This window comes from Rhizobium sp. 01N447_2, from assembly GCF_056399245.1.
This window is the reverse complement of sequence record NZ_JBFTQY010000007.1, coordinates 76,309-95,678: the sequence shown is the minus strand read 5'-3', so window position 1 is coordinate 95,678 and position 19,370 is coordinate 76,309. Positions and strand designations below refer to the sequence as shown.

Below are 19,370 nucleotides of genomic sequence, written 5' to 3'. Positions count from 1 at the left end.
ATGACGACGATGATTGAATCCGCAAAGCTCGCGGAGCGATTGAACGCGATCTGCGATGCCCAGCCTTTCGTAACGCGCTTCTTGGTGCGTGCGCTTGGCAGCGGCGAAACGATCGGCAGAGGCGCGGACGAGGAAACCCCCTCCGCCAGTACCCGAAAGACATCGATCATGATGGCAGCCCTGAAGGCCGCCCATGAAGGCCGCCTGGATCTGGACGAACCGATCACCTACGAAAAACGTTTCGCCGAGGAAGTGGCGAGCGGGATGTTCCGCTATCTGACGCCCGGTATCGTCATATCGCTGCGCGATGCCATCACCGGCATGATGGTGCTGAGCGACAATGTCTGCACCAAGATGGTGTTCGAAAGGCTGACGCTCGAAGAGGTCGACAGCTATTGCAAGTCGATCGGCATGTCAGGCACCAACCATCGCTTCCTCATCCCGCCCTTGGCGCTGTCGCCCGATCATTCTTTGAAAGCCGTCACCACGACGACGGCGCGGGATCAGGTCTATCTGCTGCAGACCATCCTGGATGCGCAGGATTCGCGGGAAGCCGCAGACCGGCTCGGCTGCTCGCAGGCGCTCAGCGCTTACGCGCTTCAAACCCTGAAGAACCAGATCCTGCGTTATGCCATTCCCTCCCGGCTGCCCTTCGGTGTGCTCGTCGCCCACAAGGGCGGCACGGGAAAGCGCGGCCGCATGAATGCCGGTATCGTCTATCGCGAGGGTTCCCCCTTCTACATCATCGCCGCCTATACCGACGAGGTGCCGCAGGAAATGCCGGACGGCACCCCTGGCTACACGGTCGCGCTTGAAACCATCGGCAGGCTTTCGCGCGCCTGCTGGGATGAACTCCGATCCTAACAATCCATAAAAAGAGGGTAGAACAATGCACAAGCTTCTTCTTGCAGGCACCATGTTGATGGCGATGACCGGCGTGGTCGACGCCCGCGACATCGTCGTGGCTCAAAGTTCCGATCTGCGCAGCAACAATCCGGGCGTCAATCGCGACGGCAATACCGATGGCGTCATCCTGCATATCGTCGAGGGACTCGTCGGCTATGCCAACAACGGCGAGGTCAAGCCGCTGCTGGCAAAGAGTTTTGAAGTCTCGGCGGATGGGCTGAGCTACAGCTTCAAACTGCGTGACGACGTCAAATTCCACAACGGCAAGACATTGACCGCCGATGACGTCGTGTGGAACTGGAACCGTTATCTCAAGCCCGAAACGAAATGGACCTGCCTTCCCGACTTCGACGGCAGCGRCTCCGTGCATGTTACGGGGGTCAAGGCAGTCGATGCTTCCACAGTCAGCATCACGCTGGAAAAGCCATCCGCAGTTTTCCTTGGCCTGATGTCGCGCCCTGAATGCGGTTACACCGGGATGATTTCCCCGGAATCGGTCGGCGCGGACGGAAGCTTCATCAAGCCGATCGGCACCGGTCCCTTCAAATGGGATGAATGGAAGAAGGGCGAGTATATCCATCTCGCCAAGTTCGACGATTATGTCTCGCCAGAGAATGACGGCAAGCCCGACGGCATGGTCGGTTCCAAGCGCCCTCTCGTCGATGGCATCAAGTTCATGGTCATTCCCGATGCTTCGACCGTAAAGGCCGGCCTTCAGTCCGGCGTGCTCGACACCGCCGAGATTTCGCCGGATCTCATTCCCGAATTCAAGACGAGCGACACGATGCAGCTGATCGTGGCGCGCAACAACGGCAAAAACCTTTTCTACATCCAGACGCGCGACAAGGTTCTGAGCAATCCCGGCGTGCGTCGCGCCATGGCGATGGCACTCGATCTCGACCAGCTCGTCGAGGCCGCCTCCAATGGCACCGGCGCAGCCAACGGTTCGATGGTTTCGCAAGACTCGCTCTATTTCGACGATGTCCAGAAGGAGCGTCTGCCCTACGACATCGAGGCCGCGAAGAAAGAGCTTGCGACGGCCGGCTACAAGGGCGAGCCGATTACGATCATCGCCAACAAGCGCAGCAACGTGCCAAGCTTCCCGGCCGCGGTGATGGCGCAGGCCATGATGCAGCAGGCAGGTCTCAATGTGCAGATCGAGGTGCTCGACTATGCGACGCAGGTCGATCGCCGCCGGTCCGGCAACTACCAGATCATCTCGCAATCGGTCGCGCCGCGCCTCGATCCGGCGCTGATGTACGGCTTCTATGTCGGCAACAAGGACAAGAACGCTTCCTTGATGTGGGATGACCCGAAGGCCGTCGAGTTGATGAAGGCCGCCTATGCGGAAGCCGACCAGACAAAGCGTCAGGCGATCTTCGACGAGTTTCACACGCTGATGCTCAAGGAAATGCCGGGCATCTTTCTCTATGACATGGTCGATGTCTGGGGCGCGACCAAGAAGCTGAAGGGCCAGCCCGTCTGGCAATCGAATGCCCGTCTTTGGGAAGTTTCGCTCGACAATTGAGCCTGAACTGCCGCGCCCGGTAGGTCGGGCGCCGCCATCCCGCTTCGACAGTCAACAGGAGATCCGGCAGGCAGTCCTGCCGGATCCGGTGCAACACGTCCMTGTGGCGGCAGGACAGACAGCGAGGAAATGCCATGAATCTTGACGCGATCGGCTCCATTGCCGCGACGATCGAAAAGATGAAGCCGGATTATATCGCTCTCAGCGACAGTATCTGGGATTTCGCGGAGTTGAAGTTCGAGGAGCGGCGCTCGTCGCAATTGCTGGCAAGGACACTCGAGGAAAACGGCTTTGCCGTGCGCCGCGGCGTGGCAAGCATGGAAACGGCCTTCATCGGCGAATCCGGCAGCGGCAAGCCGGTGATTGCTTTCCTCGGCGAATTCGATGCCCTGGCCGGAATGAGCCAGGCCGCCGACGTGGCCGAGCCTCTTCCCGAGGCGGCGGGAGCAACCGGTCACGGCTGCGGGCACAATCTGCTTGGCGTCGGATCGCTGATGGCGGCGGTTGCGCTTGCCGGCCACCTCAAGGCGAACAACCTGCCCGGAACGGTGCGCTATTACGGCTGCCCGGGGGAGGAGGGCGGCTCCGGCAAGACCTTCATGGTTCGCGCCGGCGCATTCGATGACGTCGATGCCGCCCTGACCTGGCATCCGGCTCCGTTCAACGGTGTTCGTTCAACGAACAATCTTGCCGTTCTCGAATATTACTATCGCTTCAGGGGTGTCGCGGCACATGCTGCCAACAGCGCCCATCTCGGCCGTTCGGCGCTCGATGCGGTCGAACTCATGAATGTCGGCGTCAATTTCCTGCGTGAACACATGCCGCAGGATTGTCGCGTTCACTACGCGATCACCGACACCGGCGGCAGGGCCGCCAATGTCGTGCAGGCCAGCGCCGAGGTTCTCTATCTGATCAGGGCGCCTGACATGCCACAGGCGCTTGAGCTTGCAGGGCGCGTCGAGAAAGTTGCACGAGGTGCGGCGATGATGACCGAAACCGCGGTCGAGATCGTGTTCGACACCGCCTCGACGAACCTTCTTCCCAACATCACGCTCGAAACGGCAATGCACGAGAACATGGTCACGCTCGGGCCGATAGCCTTCGACGATGCCGACATGGCCTTCGCCCGGAAGATCCAGGAAACCTTCTCGCAGGAAGCGATCAGGAGCAGCATCCGCCTCTACCAGATCAAGGGCGACGTATTCTCCAACGCCAAGGTCGATGGCTCGACGCCCTTGCACACCGGTCTGCGCGATTTCGAGGGACAATCGCATTTCCGGGCCGGATCGACCGACGTCGGCGACGTCAGCTGGGTGACGCCGACCGCGCAATGCTGGGCGCCAGCCTGGGCGATCGGCACCAATCCCCATACCTGGCAGGTCGTCGCGCAGGGAAAAAGCCCGGCCGCGCACAAGGCCATGGCGCATGCGGCCAAGACGCTTGCGACCACGGGGCTCGCATTGATGTCGTCATCCGACCTCCTGGCAGCCGCGACGGCCGAGTGGCGGGAAAAGACCAGTGGCAAAGCCTATGTGTGCCCGATCCCCGACGATGTGATGCCTGCATCGGTTCATAGCCGGTAACTCCGCGCTGAGAACACCGCGCCTAAGAGATGCTGCGGGGGCGGGGGGCCACTCCCCGCCGTCCATCCCTCTCGTGGCTATTGTGCGCCGCTGGCTTTGCGTCGGCGGCTGATCATCATTCCGCCGACGATGAGAACAATTCCGGCCGCGTTCGCCCAAAATGACGCTGGAACGGCGCTGATATAATCAAACGCTACCCCTGTTACCATCTGGCCACCGATGATCAGCAGAGCCGAATTAACCGCACCTATTCGGGCAATGACCCAACTGCCCGCCGCCACGAAAACAACGCCGATGGAACCACCCAGATAGGCATACCAAGGCGCCTCGGCAGCGCCCGCAGGAAGCAGGCCCCCGACAAAGAGACCAAGGCAGGTAAGGACAGCAAAGCCTATGGCATGGTTCCAGAAGGATGCGATCAGCGGCGTGGTGGATATGCTCAACCGCCCATTGAGCTGACGACTGAGGCCGACGAGCACACCGCCCAGGCAAGCCAGGAGAATGAACACCGTCACGCCGCACCTCGGCCAAACAGGATAATGAGTGCAGCCCCCGTGACGACCAAGCCGAGTGCTACGATGTCTCGTGTATCTGGACGCCGCTTTGGCAGACCAAACAATCCCCAACTGTCGGCCGCGACGCTGAAAGCGACCTGGCCTGCCAAACCCAAAGCCAAGGTGCCGGAGAGCCCGAGCGGTGAGTTGACCGCGGTCGAAGTCAGAATGACCGTTGCCGCGCCGGATATCCCACCGAAGTAAGCCCACCAAGGCGCGTTAGGGGCTTTTTCTGGCCTCGGCGTGCGTCGGCGGTGGACCACCAGGAGAAGAACGACGGCTGCTATGATGCCTGTGCCGTGAGCGGTCCACGATGAGAACAGGGGATTCCCATAACGGGCCAACTCCCCATTGAGGTGCACCATGAACGTCAGGAGCCCACCCGTGGCAAAAGCTCCGATGAAATAGATGGGATGCGAATTACGCGCTGCTTCGGTGGTCATTGTAGATCCCGTCAAAGAATCGATTGCGCCCGATATTTTTCAAATTGCCACTAAGGCCATTCATCGGCATTTTCAGCAAGATGATTAGCACCGTCCGATCGACGCATGGTTGGTGTATTTGACAGGCTAAATTCGAGCGATGTCCCATAATGCAAGATGATGCCATGTCCGCGGAACTCGATGGTCCAGACGCCTCCACGATGCCGAAAGCCGGATTGTCGGAAATCCTCGCTCCTGGCCTTTCCGTGGTTTTCTGCGGATTGAATCCGGCTCTATCTGCCGTTCGCGACGGGCATAATTTCTCGAACCCGAGCAACCGTTTTTGGCGGGTATTGCATCTGGCTGGATTTACACCGCGTCTGCTGCGGGCCGATGAAGAGCGCGCGCTATTGCAATATGGCTGTGGTCTGACATCGGCGGTTTCACGCCCCACGAAAAGCGCAAGCGAGCTCAAGAGGCAGGATTATCTCAGCGCCGCGCCCGTCCTGGAAAACAAGATACGAAAGTTTGCGCCAGCCAATCTGGCCTTTCTTGGAAAGGCGGCATACGCGGCTATCAGTCTTCGAGCCAATGTTGAATGGGGTCGGCAGCCCGAGGAATTTGCCGGCGCATGCGTCTGGCTGTTGCCAAATCCGAGCGGCCTCAACAGAGCCTTCACCTTGACGACTTTGACCGAACACTATCTCGAACTGAGATTGACGCTGTAGTCATCCTGCGTCGATCTCGAAATTGCGATCATCGTCATTCGGGAGAAATGTCATGGTACGCTTGCTTTCGGTCAATGTGGGCCTGCCACGCGACGTCACCTGGCAAGGCAAGATCGTCAACACTGCCATTTGGAAGACGCCGGTCGACGGCCCGCGCATGGTGCGGCGCCTGAACGTGGACGGCGATGGACAGGGCGATCTGGCTGGCCACGGCGGCGAACGCCGCGCAGTCTTTGTCTATCAGATCGATTCCTATCGGTACTGGCAGGAGCAATTGCGCCGAGACGACTTCGTTTACGGACAGTTCGGCGAGAATTTCACCGTCGATGGGTTGCCGGATGCAGAGGTCTGCATTGGAGACCGTTACCGGATCGGCGGCGCTTTGTTCGAGGTGACGCAACCGCGCGTCACCTGCTACCGGCTCGGCATACGCATGGACGAGCCGGAGATGGCCGCACTGGTGGTCAAACATGGTCGACCTGGTTTCTATTTCCGTGTGCTGGAGGAAGGGGAAGTGCAGTCCGGCGACGAGATCACGAAGGTGGCGTCCGGGCCTGAGGGTATGAGCGTTTTCGAGATCAACGCGCTGCTTTATATGCCGGGTCACCCGCGCGATCAGTTGGAGCGCGCGCTGCGCATCCCGGCGCTGAGCGCAGGCTGGCGTCATTCTTTCGAGGCCCTGCTCAAGCAGGAGCGGAAGGAGGGCGCGACGACAGGAAATGCCGGGCTGACAGCTGCTCCCGGCCTGCCTCCGGCATGGCGCGGGTTCCGCCCGCTGCGTGTGTCGCGCAAGGTGCGCGAAAGCGGCAGCGTGGTTTCCCTCGTGCTCGAACCGGCGGATGGCCAGCCTGTTGCCGCCGCACTCCCCGGGCAGTTCGTGGTGCTGCGGCTCGGACGGGATTCGGCGCCGGCGCTGATGCGCAGCTATTCGCTGTCGGGCGAGCCCAGCGCCACGCATTATCGCGTCAGCGTCAAGCGGGAGGTCCATGGCGCAGCCAGCGGCTACATCGACAACGAGCTGCAGGTCGGCGACATCGTGCAGGCAAGTGCGGCACGCGGCAGTTTCACATTACGGCCAGGCGATACGCCGGTTGTTCTGTTGAGTGCCGGGATCGGAGTGACGCCGGTGCTCGCGATGCTTCATGTTTTGGCCGCCAAAGCATCGACCCGGGAAGTCTGGTGGTTATACGGAACCCGCAACGGCCGCGAACATCCGTTTGCCGAGGAGGCGCGCGGCCTGCTCAAGGCGCTCGCTCACCATCACAGCCACATTTGCTACAGCTCCCCCGACCCCAAGGATCGGCCCGATATCGATTTTGACGCTCGCGGCCATCTTGATGCGCAGGCGCTCAAGTCGCTCAACCTGCCGCGCGATTGCGACGTCTATGTCTGCGGACCATCGAGCTTCATGAGCGATCTGACCCTCGGCCTTGTTGCGTTGGGTATCGCGCCGGATCGCATCCACACCGAGATGTTCGGCGCTGGTCCTGCGATGACCCCCGGCATAGCAGCTTCGCCCCGCCGGCCACCACATTTGCCGGCAGGGCTTCCAGGCTCTGGGCCGATGGTGTCGTTTGCCCGCACGGGTCTCAATGTACGCTGGGAGCCGACATTCCAGAGCTTGCTCGAACTGGCCGAGGCCTGCGACGTGCCAGTGCGATGGTCGTGCCGAACCGGCGTCTGTCACACTTGCGAGACCGGACTTGTGGAGGGCAGTGTGGGCTACCGGCCGGACCCTGTCGATGCTCCGGCGGATGGCAATGTGCTGATTTGCTGCGCAAAACCTAAGGGCGACATCGTGATTGATTTGTAATGCCTGGACGAACGCGCCGACCGTGATTCTTGCTCATGATGCGCGGCGCGGCAATGGCCTGGTGTCGTCACTGCCTTGCAAGCATGGAGGATGCGATGCTGCTCAAGGGCGAACGAACATTCGTGGTGCGGGATATGGGAGGCTTCGTCGCACATCTCAACATGCCGGGCTGGTTGAAGCCGAAGCCGACCGATCACGGCCAAGGCCCTCTCGCCATGGTCGTTGAATCCATCCTCGATCCCGGCCGCTTGATCGCCATGCACGAGCACAGGAATGACGAGATTATTTCCTGGGTGCCCGAAGGTGTCATGCGTCACGACGACAAAGCCGCTGGCCGACTGGTGATCGACCGCGATCATCTGATGGTGATGAATGCCGGAGCAAGCTTTTGGCATTCCGAAGAGACGCTGGCATCCGATCCGCCTCTGCGAATGCTGCAGATCCTCGTTCGCCCTTATGCGGTTGATCTCGAGCCGAAGATCCAGCACGGGCCGATGCCAGCTGCCGCGGCAAACGTGTGGCGACACCTGGTCGGGCCGGAAGGGGAGGGCGCGCCCTTCTATGTCCGCAGCGCAATCGACGTCTTCGACATGCGGCTGGACGCGGGCGTACGGGTGGAATTCCCGCAGAAACAAGGCCGAGATCTCTATTTCTATGTCTTTAGCGGTTCCGTTGTCGTCAATAGGCAGACGTTCGCCGAAGGCGAGCAGGGGCTGCATTTATCGGATGACAAGCTCGAAGTAGAGGCGCAGAGTGCAAGCACGTTGGTCGCGTTTCTGCTCGACCCGAACGCATCTATCACCAGGCAGGGGACTGTCGGCKACCACAAGAAGATCCCGCCGGCAATCATCATTCGCGCGTTCCTGCGATGGAGGAAATTTCGCCATATGTGGCGTCGTCATCTTTCGCATCGCCGCTCGAAGACCGAAAAGGCGATATGAATGGAACAAGGATGCCCTGAATGGGTTTCGAACCTTAGCGTTCAATAGGAGGAGCATTTCATGCCTACGGTTGCCGCCACACCCATCACCCCACCAGACCAGCACGTTGTAACAGCCCGCGAAGCCATCGAGCCGCTATACGAGAAGCTCGAGCTTCAAACGGAATCGCTGGTCCTGTCTGCGGCGCTGGAAGCGGGATGGTCTTCGGATGAGGCAACCGAGGCATTGGCGGCGCTCAGACTGCAGGATGCACTTTCCACCCTTGGACGAACGGACTGACCGAGAAACCGACAAGATCGGCTGCAAGGTTGGCAAAGCACCTTCCGGTTCTATCAGATAGGAGATCAACAAGGCTGGACCTTGGTTGAAAACTTCGCCGATGAATTGTATATGCATATGTATATACACGGGAGTCTGATGTGGCCTATTCCCGACATCAAGAGCCTATTCCCCCGCGGGAGGCGAAGCTTTTCAGATACAACAAGAGTCAGGCTGTGCGAATCCCAGCTGACTTTGAGCTACCCGGTGACCGAGTGATGATCCACCGCGATGGCGATCGCCGAAAGCGGTGTCCTGGGCGCACCTGGACCAAGATGCTTTAAGCAGATTCGAAGACTGCCGCCATGACGGGGCGACTGGTTCGTGTCGCAAGGGGACAGCACACTGTGAACTGACCTTTCCAGGGTTCTCCCTGAAACAGGGAGGTGGGATGATATTACCCCTCGCTCGCCTAAAGTGATTACGAATGGAACGTTGCGCTTGAGGGCGAAAGCGCGCATAAAAACCCTATCGAAGCCAACCTTTCACGGGCGGGCTCCGACTGGAAGTGACCCAGCTTCCGCCCCAACCTGAAAGGACGAACCATGTTTGGCTACGTCCGAACCCGTCATCGAAAACCGTTGGGACTGTCAATCGTCGAGGAAAATTTCGACGGCTCCGCCGCCAAGCGCGGTCACGGTCACCAAACTCTGTCCAGTCTTCGCTTCACAATGTACGGCGAGGGATTCGGAAGCGACAGCGATCTCCTTAAAATAGCAAGAGCCAACTGACCACGCGGCAGTAGGCTTGTCCTTAACAACCGAGTTTCGACTACGGTCGAAAGCAGCGTGGGCTCTGAGTATGGTTCACGCTGTAGTATCCCTGTTAAGTGCGCAGGTCTTTCTCTCGCCCAATTTCAGGTGCGTTTCGACTTGCCGTCCGGACATCACGTCGATGGACAGGTTTGAAAAATCGGGCCGATAGAGCACCGTGGCTGCATAGACCAAGGAGTCGTCAAAAAGCTGCTAATCAGGGAATAAGGTCGATGTGCCCCACAGCCGAAGAACAGCGAATACTAAGACTCATCCTAAAGCGAGCGGACTACGCGACATCGGAAATACAAGCTGCCGACGGTGACTCCCATTTGGTGGAAGTCACTACAATCCGTCGAATTGAAGCGGCAACGATCCCCACCATGAATTATCCAGCCTCCAAACGTCAAAGGTCGAGTTTTGATCTCGCTGCTCTTTCTGCTTGGGAGAGCGAGGGAGGCTCAGTGCGTTCACGAGTGGGAAGAAAACTCGCGAGAAGCCTGCCACAAGGTTGAGGAGCACTACGGGAAATTTTTCGAATTGCACGGCCGGCTAAAACATGGTCGCTAGCTGCGGCATCGACCATTGCAGGAGGTTCGATGAGCGATACCGACATGCCGCCGCTGACGAAAGCGCCGGAGATGTATGTCCATTACTGCGAAGAAGAGGGTCGCACGGAGTGGAGCGGCTGGGGAAACAGCCCGTCCCCAGCTGTGACGACCCGTTGGTGGTGCTTCGCGCATTTCCCGCACAGGTCGTACGAGCAGGAACAGGCGCTCAGGCGTATGATCGAGGCGGCCGAGCGTGGGAATATTATTCAATGATAGTTGAACTGATCATCTGCGCATCGCTAACCGTCGTCGACGGCGACACGGTCAAAATGCGACGGGCAGAACATGCGGCTGTTGGTAAAGCGTTCCGTTCGTCTCAGGCATCGATACATCAGAGATCGGTTCGCACGCAAAGTGCATGAAGGAACGGAAGCTAGCCCTGACTGCCAAGGGAAGGCTGAAGGAGCTGCTGGCTGAAAAGGGCTTGAGGATTGAGTGGAGCGGCGCGGTGGACAAGACCCCCACTCACCGGCCGCCAATCAAGATCTACCGATCGAATAGTGAAGAAATCGGAAAAAGGCTGCTTCAGGAGGGCCACGCCAGGACATGGAACCCGAAGCGACGAAACGACTGGTGTTCACGATCTTTTTGATGCGTTTAGCCATCTAGAGTCAAGAAAGTAGATCGATATCACTAATGATGAGACGTCGACGTCGGCGCGTTGACGTCCAGCGAGTGAAGGCAATCAAACTTGCTGATCAGCAGCGTGACCAGTTCCTCGCGCGTCCTGTGTCCTTGATTATAGAGGTCAAACGCCGCGCTGCAAAGCAGCTGTGTTGATTGTTCCGTTGGCGTGGCGTGATTATGCCGGTACCAGATCCGAACAGCATCCGAAAGCATGTTCACGTCTGCTAGCTGGAGTGAGAGATTGAAGTCCGTCATATCATCCTCCTTGAGCGTCGCAAAAGCTCGCCCGGATCGCGATAAGAAAACCGTAGTGCATCAACCTCCCAAGGCCAACCATCAGTGCGGTTGCGCACAGTTGCAGTCGTGACATGGCACAGTGGCGAATGCGTTGCCGATGCTGTTACTTTGAGCGCGACGGAAAGGCAAAATGGCCAGGCTATCCTGCCCGGCCATGCCGGCTTTGAAGGATTTCGAATGCCCCGCTTCTACTTCAACATTCTGTCTGAAGCAGGATCGCTCGACGACTGGGAAGGAACCGAGCTTGCTGATTTGGATGCCGCTCGCATTGAAGCGGTGCGTGATGCGCGCGCATTGATGAGCAGTGCCGTGCTCCACGGATATGACATTGCGTCAAGAAGCGTCGAGATCAGAAACGAAACAGGCGATATCCTGCTCGTGTTGCCCTTTTCGGAAGCGGTTAAGCGAGTGGGCTAATCTACCTGGCGCAGTGCGGAAGACCCAGCACCTTTTCGTATTCGCGCTCCGGCACTCCATAGCAGCCACCGGCGATTTCGATCAACTTCTCCCTGTCCAGAATTCTAACATTTCCGCGGGTCGATCGGATCGCGTGGACGCCCTCAAGSACGTGTAGTTCATTGGTGACGCCCGAACGTCGGACACCMAGCATCAATGCCAGAAATTCATGGGTAATTGCCAGGTTGTTGCCTTCAAGGCGGTCGTGACACATCAGTATCCACCGAGCCAGCCGTTCATGCATATTGTAGCGGGCGTTCGCAAGCGCCGAATGGGCGAGCTGCAGCACGGTTGTGTGAACATAGCGAAGGAAGAAATCCTTCATCTCGGGATCATCGGCGAGCGCSCGCTGAAACGTCTCCATCGGCACCATAATTCCGGACCCTGCGACTTGCATGAACGTGCGCGTGGGAGTCGTCTCTACTGCCAGGACGACGTGCATGCCGGATGCGCCTTCGGGCCCGATGTGGCCAATTTCCACCACTTCTTCGTCGGTGCTGCTGACAACCATGGATCCCAAGCCTCTTTCCAAGAAGCAGACATGCGTGGTTGGGACGTCGCTAGCAACAAGAACGTGCCTTAATGGAAGGTCGACGCGCTCCATCTCTCCCGAGAGGCGTGCGAAGCCGTCTACGCTCAACAATTTCAGTAGGGTGTTCTCGACCGTCGATTGGTCGAAGTGGTTAGCAGCTCCGCGTGGGGAGTTTGGATGTCAAACCAAACGCCTGTGGGTATGGTGAAAGCTACGGGACGGCCACAGATTTGGCTAAAGGTCCCCAGGAAGTGTGCGTTTATGACCAACCGCACATAAGCCACTGACATTGTGGATCATCAGCGACGATAGACCGGCAACGATGTTCGATACCGACCAAGAGACCTTAGCACATTTTGCCCCGGCATGTGCGCTCATTGCGAAAGGACGAGCGATTGACAATATAAATATCTGCCCTTCGTGGATCGTTGACAGAAGTCGCAATCAATCTCGCCAACCAAGTCAGCGGCAATGCACTTTTCTAACGATTGGTGCGGAATGGTACAGGAACGCTATCGCGCGTGCGTCGTTAGGAAGTCGGATCGCAGGAGAAGGAGACTCAGTCTCCGAGTCTCAGCCACCTCCAACACTCTTGCGATCCGCCCCTCCCAGGGGTTGGCCGCGCAGAGGCAAGGTTTTGGTGGTTCCTCTCACCCGACGCCTTCGGTAACGCTCTGCGCGGTCTCCTGATGCGAAATTCTATTGGCGAGGGAGCAACCGTCGCACCCCCTTGGCCAGCCCGCTTTGCGGTTCGGGAGGAACAACTTCCCTCTCAAGTGGTTAGGGGGCTTTCTTGATGGAGCAAACCATGCCGAAGTATTTTTTCCACGTCCGCAGGAGCGGTGCCTTCAAGGAAGATCCTGAGGGCATTGACCTAGCCACTCCCGAGCTGGCGTTCGAGGAAGCAACGGCCGCCGCCCGCGAAATCATGGCGGAGCGGATCCGCATGGGCGATCCGGCAAACGGAGACACTTTCGAGATTATGACGGAAGACGGCTCGTTGGTCGCAACCGTTCCCTTCCGATCCGCTGTCCGCCTGGAATAGCGCCCTCGCGCAAACGCCTGACCGGTCGCTGCAATGTTGAAACCGTACAGTGTGAAACCCTCTAACGAAAGGGATCTCGTTGACCGTTCAACGTAAGCGCTATCTCGCTCGCACCTTGACCACGATGTTTTGCCGTTTCGAAGACTGCCGCCATGAGGCGGTCGGCGCTTCGCGCCAACACCGGGCGTTCCGACAAGTAGATCATCGCTATTTTCGGGGCCGCATTGATGCCCACCTTGTTCGAGATGCCGTTCAAATGATCACGAAGCCTGTCTTCGACATGCTCGGGACTCCAAACAGCAGCGCATTCTAGGCGGTCTGCCTCTTCAAAGCTAAGCGGAGACTCGGCATTCGCGATGGCATCACGGCTCGGTTCACCGTCGGAATTTGCCACCCGAGTCATCGTGACGCACCTATTCGATTGCTGCTGGTGCTCTCGTCTCCACAGTACGGACCCGACGCCAATCGAGGCCTGCAAACAGCGCCTCGAACTGGGCATGCCCCAAGGTCAGCAGGCCGTCTCTGACGCCCGGCCAGATGAACGTGTGCTCCTCCAGCCGCTTGTAGGCCATCACCAGACCGCTGCCATCCCAATAGATCAGCTTCAACCGGTCCGCTTTGCGCGACCGGAATACGAAGACCGTCCCTGTGAACGGGTCCTTGTGCAGCTCATTCTTGACCAGCGCCGCCAGACCATCGTGACCCTTACGAAAGTCGACTGGCTTGGTCGCCACCATGATCCTTACCCGGTTCGATGGAAAGATCATGCCGGAACCGCGCAGGCACGCGCAACAGCGGCGATCCGGGCGACAGATGCGCCTTCTTCCAATCGGATGGTAATGGAACCGACGATGATCTCGGGGCGACTGGCTTTCTTGATCGGCGGCTCCGAAACGGGCGGATCAACGATCACCGCTGCGAATTCCAGCGCATCCTCAGGCGCAGGCAGAACCAGCTTGCCCTGCCGCGCCATAGTCCGCCAGGTGGAGAGGTGGTTGGGCTTCAACCCATACCGCTCGGCGACCTCATTCACCATCGCGCCCGGCCGCAGGCTCTCCGAAACGATCTGCGCCTTGAACTCGTCCGGCCAGTGCCGGTGAACCTCACGTCCAGACTTCCTGGTCGTGAGAACCTCCAATGTAGTCTCCATGGAGAAACTCCCGTTGCTCATCCACGGAATCCGATCACAGATTATGACGGCGGGGACAATGTGGGAGCGGGACACCGGTTACCGATCGGCTCATTATTGAGCCTGTGCACCGCAAAAACCTCCTGGAGGTTCTCGCCGGTTTGGAGCCGCTTGGTCCTGACGATCAGTTTCCTGATGTAGACGATACCCTGCTTCCTGTGAAGGAAATTGACCTTTGAGCAGGCTTTATATGCTGGACATCAATATCGTGTCGGAGCTTGCTCGAAACCCTAGGGGCGTAGTCGCCCAACGCATCGCCGAAGTTGGGCCCGATGCAATCTGCGTCAGCATTATCACGGCGTCGGATTTGCGCTACGGGTGCGCCAAGAAGGGATCACCGAAACTACTAGCCCAGATTGAAGCCATCCTTGGCAGCCTACCGGTGCTTGCGCTGGATGTGCCCGCCGATGCTGCATACGGAGGCATCCGGGTTGAACTGGAGGCCGCTGGCAAGCCTATCGGTCCGAATTACCTATTCATCGCCGCCCACGCATTTGCCCTCGGAGCGGTTCTGGTGCCGGCGAACGTTGGCGAGTTCATGCGTATTCGCGCCTTGCGGGTTGAAAACTGGTTGGTTTGATGGCCATAAGCCATTTTGGAAATTCAATGTCGATTTGTCCTGGCGTGTTCCTTCTTACCTTGCATCCGGCCTTGCCCTCCGGACCAACCAAAAGAATCATTGGTCACGGATGGAAGATATCGGCCTCGATGTTGAGCGCCGGCGCATTGGATCATCGCGGTCGCGCGCCGCAAACGTCGCTCGACCTACATTAAACCAGATCCCCGACGGCGGCCGTGGAGCAGGCAAATGTCACAGGATTGCGGACAGCCCAAAACCACGCACACGCCTATAGTTCCATCTGTTCCATAAGATAGATTACGCCACTTTTGCAATTATAGGTTGCTAAACTGTAAGCGCGCGAATTCACGGTTGGTGCCGATGTGTAGCTGGGTTCAAATGCCGATTGATAATCGCAGTTCGTAGAGCACGTGATCGCGCAACCGATACCCTTCGGCGAAAATGATTGAACTCACCGATGCAGCTCATCCCCAGTCGTCTCATCACCCCCATAATTTGATGTTTGCTGCACCGTGAAGCTGACTGTGCGATGAAGCATCAGCTTTTCGTAGGCGGGGCGAAAAGCGATTTACGGAACCAGCTTAACGGTCCGGTCATTTTGACCTATATACTGGAACCTGTATAAAAGGGTTATCATATGGAACGTCTTGTCTACGATAACGTCTTCGAGTCACTCGTTGACGACAAGGATGAAGCCGCCGACTTGAGCTTCCGCGCATCGTTGATCTCCGCTCTCGTCGATCTCGTCGAGGATCGCGGTTGGAAGCAAGCGGATGTAGCAGAAGCACTAGGCATCCCACAGCCACGAGTTAGTGAGCTGATGCGGGGGAAGGTTCATCTGTTCTCTGCTGATCGGCTCATAGGCTACCTGGCTCGCCTCGGCGTTCGCTTCAAACCATCCTTTGAACATCCCAGAATCGTCTGTGATGTGGAAATGACAGGGGGCGCCTAACGCGGCCTCAGTCGTCTCACTTCTTCCTTTGCTTCTTTCRCGCGTTCATCTCGGCCATCTTTCTAGCTGACCTTTTCGTAGAGGACGTGACGGCGTAACGGGTGCCCTTCGGCCAAATTGGGATGATCGAACTCACCGATCCGGTTCATCCCCAGTCGTCTCATCAAACCCCAGGAATTGCTGTTTGCGGGCACCGTGAAGCTGACGATGCGGTCAAGCTTCAAATCGTTGAACGCAAAGTCGAGAGACCGTTCTGCGGCCTCGCGCGCATATCCGGCGCCGTGCCGCGACGCTGAAAGCCGCCAACCGATTTCGACTGCCGGCGCAAACGGCAAAGCCGGCGAAACATTGTTGAGGCCGCAGAGGCCGATCAACGCGCCGCTTGCCTTCTCTTCCAGCGCCCAGAACCCCCAGCCATGATCCTCGAAGTGCCGGTCGATACRGTCGAGCATCGCATTCGACTGTTCGTCGGTCAAAGGATTGAGATATCTGACAACGTCGGGCTCGGCATTGATCGCAGCGAAGGGCTTGCGATCTTGCGGTCGCCAGGGTCTCAAAATGAGACGTTCGCTTTCGAGCCTCATCGTCCCTCTGCGATAGCTCCTACCAGAGCGTCATGTGACGGTTGACATCCTTGTAGAGCAGGTAGCGGAACCGGCCGGGGCCGCCGGCATAACATGCCTGCGGGCAGAAGGAGCGCAGCCACATGAAGTCGCCGGCCTCGACCTCGACCCAATCCTGGTTCAGCCGATAGACGGCCTTGCCCTCCAGCACGTAGAGACCATGCTCCATGACATGGGTTTCCATGAAGGGGATCACGGCACCCGGCTCCAAAGTCACGATATTCACGTGCATGTCGTAGCGGACGTCGGCCGGATCGATGAACCGGGTCGTCCCCCAACGTCCGTCGGTATCGGGCATTGCCGAGATGGGGTGCTGGTCCTCATGCGTGAAGATCGCCGGTGGCGGCTCCAGCCCCTCGACCTCCTGAAAGGTCTTTCGAATCCAGTGGAATTTTACCGCAGTCGAGCCGCCGTTTTTCAGGCGCCAGACCGAGCCCGCCGGAAGATAGGCGAACGAACCGGCGCGCAGCGCATGGCTGTTGCCGTCGAGCTCCACGGTCATCTCGCCTTCGACGACGAACAGGACCGCTTCGGCCCGCTTGTTGGGCTCCGGCCGATCGCTTCCGCCGCCGGGCTGAACCTCCATCACATATTGCGAAAAGGTCTCGGAGAAACCGGAAAGCGGCCGGGAGAGAACCCATGCCCGTGTCCCCGTCCAGTGAGGAAGGACGCTGGTGACGATATCGGTCATGACGCTGCGCGGGATGACCGCGTAGGCTGTGGTGAAAACGGCCTTGCTGGAAAGCAGCTCGGTCTGCGGCGGCAGTCCGCCGAGTTTGGAATAATAGTCGTTGTTGTTCATCGGTCCAGATTTCGCGGCATGTGGCACTGCAACTGATTTATGCGCCGCTCACCTTCCAGGCAACTCTTAATTCGGCGCGTGAAGGTCGATGCGCAGCCGCACCGCCGCGTTCCCTTCAGAACTCGACTTCCAACTCGACGATCTCGTCCGGCTCGACCATCGCGCCTTCGGTCCATTCGCCCATCAGCGGCCAGGACAGCACCGTTTCCACATAGGCTTCGAGCTGCGGTTCGAGCTCCACCGCATAGGTGCGGAAGCGGGTGCAGACCGGCGCATACATCGCATCGGCCACGGTCGGATCGGTCCCGAACAGCCAGGGCCCGCCGCTCGCGTCGAGGCATTCGGTCCAGATCGCCTTGACACGCTCGACATCGGGCCGCGCGCCCGAAAATATCTTGAAGCTCGCATGCCGCGCCTTGAGGTTCATCGGCAAGGCCGAGCGCAGGTTATGGAAACCCGAATGCATCTCGCCCGACACCGACCGGCAGCGGGCGCGCGCCGCCCGCTCGGTGGGCCAGAGCCCGGCAGTGGGCACGACCTCATGGAGATATTCGGCAATCGCCAGCGTGTCCCAGACTGTCACCTCGTCATGGGTCAGCCTCGGCACCAGGACCGATGGTGAAAGCAGAAGCAGTTCCTGGCGCGCCTCGTCATCCATCTCCACAAGGACTTCGGCGAAGTCCAGCCCGGCCATCCGGCACAGCAGCCAGCCGCGCAGAGACCATGAAGAGTAGTTCTTCGAGGAAATCGTTAGTGCCGCCTGCGACATCGCGCTCGTATCCTTGTCGGACAATGTTGCTTCTTCCTCGATAATCTTCTCGCATGGCAAGACATATTCCACTAGCATTTTTTGCACCGCCGCATCGATGCGGCAGTGCGGGAGATTTCGGCCCATGCTCTACCAGGCCTATCAGTTCCAGGATGATCTCATCGCGCCGCTCCGCGATCTGGCGCGGCGCCTGCAGATCTTCTCCGCGACAGCGCTCTGGGGATCCGGCAGCGAAATGGGACGGCACTTCGCCGCCGCGCTGGAGATGATCTCACGCTTCGAGATCACCCACCAACGTCCGGATTTCGCGATAGACTCGGTCATGATCGGCAATCGCGTGGTGCCCGTGACCGTCGAGACCGTACTCGACATGCCCTTCGGCGCACTGCTGCACTTTGCAACGGACACCGATGCAAAGCGGCCGCGGGTGCTGGTCGTCGCCCCGCTGTCCGGCCATTTCGCAACACTCCTGCGAGGCACCGTGCAGACCCTGCTGCGCGATCACGACGTCTATATTACCGACTGGGCGAACGCCCGCGACGTGCCGCTGTCGGCCGGACGCTTCGGCATGGACGACTATGTCGATTATATCATGCATTTCCTGGAGGAAATCGGCCCCGGCGCCCATATCCTCGCCGTCTGCCAGCCCTGCGTACAGGCGCTGGCCGCCGTTGCCGTGATGTCGGAAGAGCGGCATCCCGCCACCCCGCGGACCATGACGCTGATGGCCGGGCCGATCGATCCGCGCGAGAGCCCGACCAAGGTCAACGAACTTGCCGTATCGAAGTCGCTCGCCTGGTTCGAGAACTCGCTGATCACGGGCGTTCCCTGGCGTTATCGGGGCGCCGGGCGGCGGGTCTATCCCGGCTTCCTCCAGCTCGTCGCCTTCATGTCGATGAACATGCAGCGCCACCAGGACGCCCATCGCAAGCTCTACGACCATCTGGCGAAGGGCGAGACGGCCGAAGCCGGCAAGATCAAGAAGTTCTACGACGAATATTTCGCCGTGCTCGACCTCACCGAAGAATTCTACATCGAAACCATCGAACGCGTCTTCCAGAAGGCGGAACTCGCGACCGGCGACCTCACCCACCATGGCCGCAAGGTCGACCCGGGCCAGATCCGCAACACCGCGCTTTTGACCGTCGAGGGCGGCCGCGACGACATCTGCGCGCTCGGCCAGACGTCGGCCGCGCACGATCTCTGTCGTGCACTGCGCCCGCATCTGAAGCGCCATCATCTTCAGGCCAATGTCGGACATTACGGCGTCTTCAGCGGCCGCCGCTGGGAGGGGGAAATCTACCCTGTCGTGCGCAACATGATCCTGGCGATGGAATAGCGC

At 59.0% G+C, this 19,370-nt stretch carries 23 protein-coding genes and 3 pseudogenes; 16 read left to right on the top strand and 10 right to left on the bottom strand.

Annotated features, from left to right (window positions below):
• The 3 genes from AC1ECN_RS06275 (at position 1) to AC1ECN_RS06265 (ending at position 4,017) form a co-directional block, all read left to right on the top strand.
• Positions 1–864: a serine hydrolase gene (locus AC1ECN_RS06275; RefSeq protein ID WP_130673976.1), complete on the top strand. Its 864-nt coding sequence runs from the start codon at positions 1–3 to the stop codon at positions 862–864.
• 25 nt (positions 865–889) lie between these two features.
• Complete coding sequence (locus AC1ECN_RS06270; RefSeq protein ID WP_477952504.1) at positions 890–2,434, top strand: ABC transporter substrate-binding protein; 1,545 nt, start codon at positions 890–892, stop codon at positions 2,432–2,434.
• Positions 2,435–2,568: 134 nt separating this feature from the next.
• The gene (locus tag AC1ECN_RS06265; RefSeq protein WP_130673978.1) at positions 2,569–4,017 is read left to right on the top strand and encodes a M20 family metallopeptidase; all 1,449 of its coding nucleotides are present in this window, start codon (positions 2,569–2,571) and stop codon (positions 4,015–4,017) included.
• Positions 4,018–4,094: 77 nt separating this feature from the next.
• Here the strand turns inward: AC1ECN_RS06265 and AC1ECN_RS06260 are convergent, their stop codons facing one another.
• On the bottom strand, positions 4,095–4,532 hold the full coding sequence (locus AC1ECN_RS06260) for a DMT family transporter (RefSeq protein ID WP_027690173.1): 438 nt from the start codon (positions 4,530–4,532) through the stop codon (positions 4,095–4,097).
• Positions 4,529–5,014: a DMT family transporter gene (locus AC1ECN_RS06255; protein WP_130673979.1), complete on the bottom strand. Its 486-nt coding sequence runs from the start codon at positions 5,012–5,014 to the stop codon at positions 4,529–4,531. Before AC1ECN_RS06255 ends, AC1ECN_RS06260 begins: the two co-directional genes overlap by 4 nt.
• Before the next feature lie 164 nt (positions 5,015–5,178).
• Here AC1ECN_RS06255 and mug point away from each other — a divergent pair, with 164 nt between their 5' ends.
• From mug to AC1ECN_RS06220, 7 genes and pseudogenes are all read left to right on the top strand, one after another.
• Complete coding sequence (gene mug / locus AC1ECN_RS06250) at positions 5,179–5,721, top strand: G/U mismatch-specific DNA glycosylase (RefSeq protein ID WP_018071191.1); 543 nt, start codon at positions 5,179–5,181, stop codon at positions 5,719–5,721.
• Positions 5,722–5,773: 52 nt separating this feature from the next.
• Positions 5,774–7,534, top strand: coding sequence for an MOSC and FAD-binding oxidoreductase domain-containing protein (locus tag AC1ECN_RS06245; protein ID WP_130673980.1), 1,761 nt, complete (start codon positions 5,774–5,776; stop codon positions 7,532–7,534).
• Between the two features lie 95 nt (positions 7,535–7,629).
• The gene (locus AC1ECN_RS06240) at positions 7,630–8,475 is read left to right on the top strand and encodes a pirin family protein (protein WP_477952502.1); all 846 of its coding nucleotides are present in this window, start codon (positions 7,630–7,632) and stop codon (positions 8,473–8,475) included.
• 60 nt (positions 8,476–8,535) lie between these two features.
• Positions 8,536–8,754 (top strand): hypothetical protein, encoded by a 219-nt coding sequence (locus AC1ECN_RS06235; RefSeq protein WP_018483477.1) that lies wholly within the window; start codon positions 8,536–8,538, stop codon positions 8,752–8,754.
• Positions 8,755–8,894: 140 nt separating this feature from the next.
• Positions 8,895–9,035 (top strand): annotated as a pseudogene (locus AC1ECN_RS06230) (antitoxin); the annotation flags it as partial.
• A gap of 1,109 nt (positions 9,036–10,144) precedes the next feature.
• On the top strand, positions 10,145–10,369 hold the full coding sequence (locus tag AC1ECN_RS06225) for a hypothetical protein (protein ID WP_130657326.1): 225 nt from the start codon (positions 10,145–10,147) through the stop codon (positions 10,367–10,369).
• A pseudogene (locus tag AC1ECN_RS06220) lies at positions 10,366–10,748 on the top strand (thermonuclease family protein). The gene AC1ECN_RS06225 and the pseudogene AC1ECN_RS06220 overlap by 4 nt, the downstream one beginning before the upstream one ends.
• A 41-nt stretch (positions 10,749–10,789) precedes the next feature.
• Here AC1ECN_RS06220 and AC1ECN_RS06215 read toward each other — a convergent pair.
• Positions 10,790–11,038 carry a hypothetical protein gene (locus AC1ECN_RS06215; protein ID WP_130673982.1) on the bottom strand — a complete coding sequence of 83 codons (249 nt, stop codon included), beginning with the start codon at positions 11,036–11,038 and terminating at the stop codon, positions 10,790–10,792.
• Between the two features lie 219 nt (positions 11,039–11,257).
• Between AC1ECN_RS06215 and AC1ECN_RS06210 the strand changes: the two genes are divergently transcribed.
• A complete protein-coding gene (locus AC1ECN_RS06210) occupies positions 11,258–11,497 on the top strand; it encodes a DUF6894 family protein (protein WP_130674127.1) in 240 nt (79 codons plus the stop codon).
• A gap of 1 nt (position 11,498) precedes the next feature.
• Here the strand turns inward: AC1ECN_RS06210 and AC1ECN_RS06205 are convergent, their stop codons facing one another.
• Entirely contained in the window at positions 11,499–12,185 is a 687-nt protein-coding gene (locus AC1ECN_RS06205) for a Crp/Fnr family transcriptional regulator (protein ID WP_130673983.1), read from the bottom strand.
• Positions 12,186–12,876: 691 nt separating this feature from the next.
• Here AC1ECN_RS06205 and AC1ECN_RS06200 point away from each other — a divergent pair.
• Positions 12,877–13,113 carry a DUF6894 family protein gene (locus tag AC1ECN_RS06200; protein ID WP_130657329.1) on the top strand — a complete coding sequence of 79 codons (237 nt, stop codon included), beginning with the start codon at positions 12,877–12,879 and terminating at the stop codon, positions 13,111–13,113.
• Between the two features lie 61 nt (positions 13,114–13,174).
• On the opposite strand, the gene AC1ECN_RS06195 is transcribed toward AC1ECN_RS06200, so the two are convergent.
• From AC1ECN_RS06195 to tnpA, 3 genes are read right to left on the bottom strand one after another with little or no spacing between them, the layout of a single operon-like run.
• Positions 13,175–13,507, bottom strand: coding sequence for a hypothetical protein (locus AC1ECN_RS06195; RefSeq protein ID WP_163861771.1), 333 nt, complete (start codon positions 13,505–13,507; stop codon positions 13,175–13,177).
• A 19-nt stretch (positions 13,508–13,526) separates the two neighbouring features.
• A complete protein-coding gene (tnpB, locus tag AC1ECN_RS06190) occupies positions 13,527–13,880 on the bottom strand; it encodes an IS66 family insertion sequence element accessory protein TnpB (protein ID WP_163861788.1) in 354 nt (117 codons plus the stop codon).
• Complete coding sequence (gene tnpA / locus AC1ECN_RS06185; protein ID WP_245483680.1) at positions 13,877–14,263, bottom strand: IS66-like element accessory protein TnpA; 387 nt, start codon at positions 14,261–14,263, stop codon at positions 13,877–13,879. The genes tnpB and tnpA overlap by 4 nt, the downstream gene beginning before the upstream one ends.
• An 83-nt stretch (positions 14,264–14,346) precedes the next feature.
• Between tnpA and AC1ECN_RS06180 the strand changes: the two are divergent.
• From AC1ECN_RS06180 to AC1ECN_RS06170, 3 genes and pseudogenes are all read left to right on the top strand, one after another.
• A pseudogene (locus tag AC1ECN_RS06180) lies at positions 14,347–14,481 on the top strand (AbrB/MazE/SpoVT family DNA-binding domain-containing protein); the annotation flags it as partial.
• Positions 14,478–14,882 carry a type II toxin-antitoxin system VapC family toxin gene (locus tag AC1ECN_RS06175; RefSeq protein WP_130673984.1) on the top strand — a complete coding sequence of 135 codons (405 nt, stop codon included), beginning with the start codon at positions 14,478–14,480 and terminating at the stop codon, positions 14,880–14,882. The pseudogene AC1ECN_RS06180 and the gene AC1ECN_RS06175, both read left to right, overlap by 4 nt.
• A 637-nt stretch (positions 14,883–15,519) precedes the next feature.
• The gene (locus AC1ECN_RS06170; RefSeq protein WP_477952499.1) at positions 15,520–15,834 is read left to right on the top strand and encodes a helix-turn-helix domain-containing protein; all 315 of its coding nucleotides are present in this window, start codon (positions 15,520–15,522) and stop codon (positions 15,832–15,834) included.
• Positions 15,835–15,896: 62 nt separating this feature from the next.
• Here AC1ECN_RS06170 and AC1ECN_RS06165 read toward each other — a convergent pair whose 3' ends face one another.
• The 3 genes from AC1ECN_RS06165 to AC1ECN_RS06155 form a co-directional block, all read right to left on the bottom strand.
• The gene (locus tag AC1ECN_RS06165) at positions 15,897–16,418 is read right to left on the bottom strand and encodes a GNAT family N-acetyltransferase (protein ID WP_477952497.1); all 522 of its coding nucleotides are present in this window, start codon (positions 16,416–16,418) and stop codon (positions 15,897–15,899) included.
• A gap of 19 nt (positions 16,419–16,437) precedes the next feature.
• Positions 16,438–17,259, bottom strand: coding sequence for a bifunctional allantoicase/(S)-ureidoglycine aminohydrolase (locus AC1ECN_RS06160; RefSeq protein WP_477952495.1), 822 nt, complete (start codon positions 17,257–17,259; stop codon positions 16,438–16,440).
• 115 nt (positions 17,260–17,374) lie between these two features.
• Complete coding sequence (locus AC1ECN_RS06155; protein WP_130692670.1) at positions 17,375–18,028, bottom strand: glutathione S-transferase; 654 nt, start codon at positions 18,026–18,028, stop codon at positions 17,375–17,377.
• Between the two features lie 124 nt (positions 18,029–18,152).
• Here AC1ECN_RS06155 and AC1ECN_RS06150 point away from each other — a divergent pair, with 124 nt between their 5' ends.
• Positions 18,153–19,367, top strand: a complete 1,215-nt coding sequence (locus AC1ECN_RS06150; protein WP_130703991.1) for a polyhydroxyalkanoate depolymerase — start codon at positions 18,153–18,155, stop codon at positions 19,365–19,367.
• Positions 19,368–19,370 lie beyond the last annotated feature (3 nt).

Excerpts from the sequence above, each read along its gene's own strand:
- AC1ECN_RS06170 (WP_477952499.1), top strand. The coding sequence starts at position 15,520 with ATGGAACGTCTTGTCTACGATAACGTCTTCGAGTCACTCGTTGACGAC.
- AC1ECN_RS06225 (WP_130657326.1), top strand. The coding sequence starts at position 10,145 with ATGAGCGATACCGACATGCCGCCGCTGACGAAAGCGCCGGAGATGTAT.
- AC1ECN_RS06210 (WP_130674127.1), top strand. The coding sequence starts at position 11,258 with ATGCCCCGCTTCTACTTCAACATTCTGTCTGAAGCAGGATCGCTCGAC.
- AC1ECN_RS06160 (WP_477952495.1), bottom strand. The coding sequence starts at position 17,259 with ATGAACAACAACGACTATTATTCCAAACTCGGCGGACTGCCGCCGCAG.
- AC1ECN_RS06155 (WP_130692670.1), bottom strand. The coding sequence starts at position 18,028 with ATGTCGCAGGCGGCACTAACGATTTCCTCGAAGAACTACTCTTCATGG.
- mug (WP_018071191.1), top strand. The coding sequence starts at position 5,179 with ATGTCCGCGGAACTCGATGGTCCAGACGCCTCCACGATGCCGAAAGCC.
- AC1ECN_RS06215 (WP_130673982.1), bottom strand. The coding sequence starts at position 11,038 with ATGACGGACTTCAATCTCTCACTCCAGCTAGCAGACGTGAACATGCTT.
- AC1ECN_RS06150 (WP_130703991.1), top strand. The coding sequence starts at position 18,153 with ATGCTCTACCAGGCCTATCAGTTCCAGGATGATCTCATCGCGCCGCTC.
- AC1ECN_RS06275 (WP_130673976.1), top strand. The coding sequence starts at position 1 with ATGACGACGATGATTGAATCCGCAAAGCTCGCGGAGCGATTGAACGCG.
- AC1ECN_RS06235 (WP_018483477.1), top strand. The coding sequence starts at position 8,536 with ATGCCTACGGTTGCCGCCACACCCATCACCCCACCAGACCAGCACGTT.
- AC1ECN_RS06265 (WP_130673978.1), top strand. The coding sequence starts at position 2,569 with ATGAATCTTGACGCGATCGGCTCCATTGCCGCGACGATCGAAAAGATG.
- AC1ECN_RS06245 (WP_130673980.1), top strand. The coding sequence starts at position 5,774 with ATGGTACGCTTGCTTTCGGTCAATGTGGGCCTGCCACGCGACGTCACC.
- tnpB (WP_163861788.1), bottom strand. The coding sequence starts at position 13,880 with ATGATCTTTCCATCGAACCGGGTAAGGATCATGGTGGCGACCAAGCCA.
- AC1ECN_RS06255 (WP_130673979.1), bottom strand. The coding sequence starts at position 5,014 with ATGACCACCGAAGCAGCGCGTAATTCGCATCCCATCTATTTCATCGGA.
- tnpA (WP_245483680.1), bottom strand. The coding sequence starts at position 14,263 with ATGGAGACTACATTGGAGGTTCTCACGACCAGGAAGTCTGGACGTGAG.
- AC1ECN_RS06200 (WP_130657329.1), top strand. The coding sequence starts at position 12,877 with ATGCCGAAGTATTTTTTCCACGTCCGCAGGAGCGGTGCCTTCAAGGAA.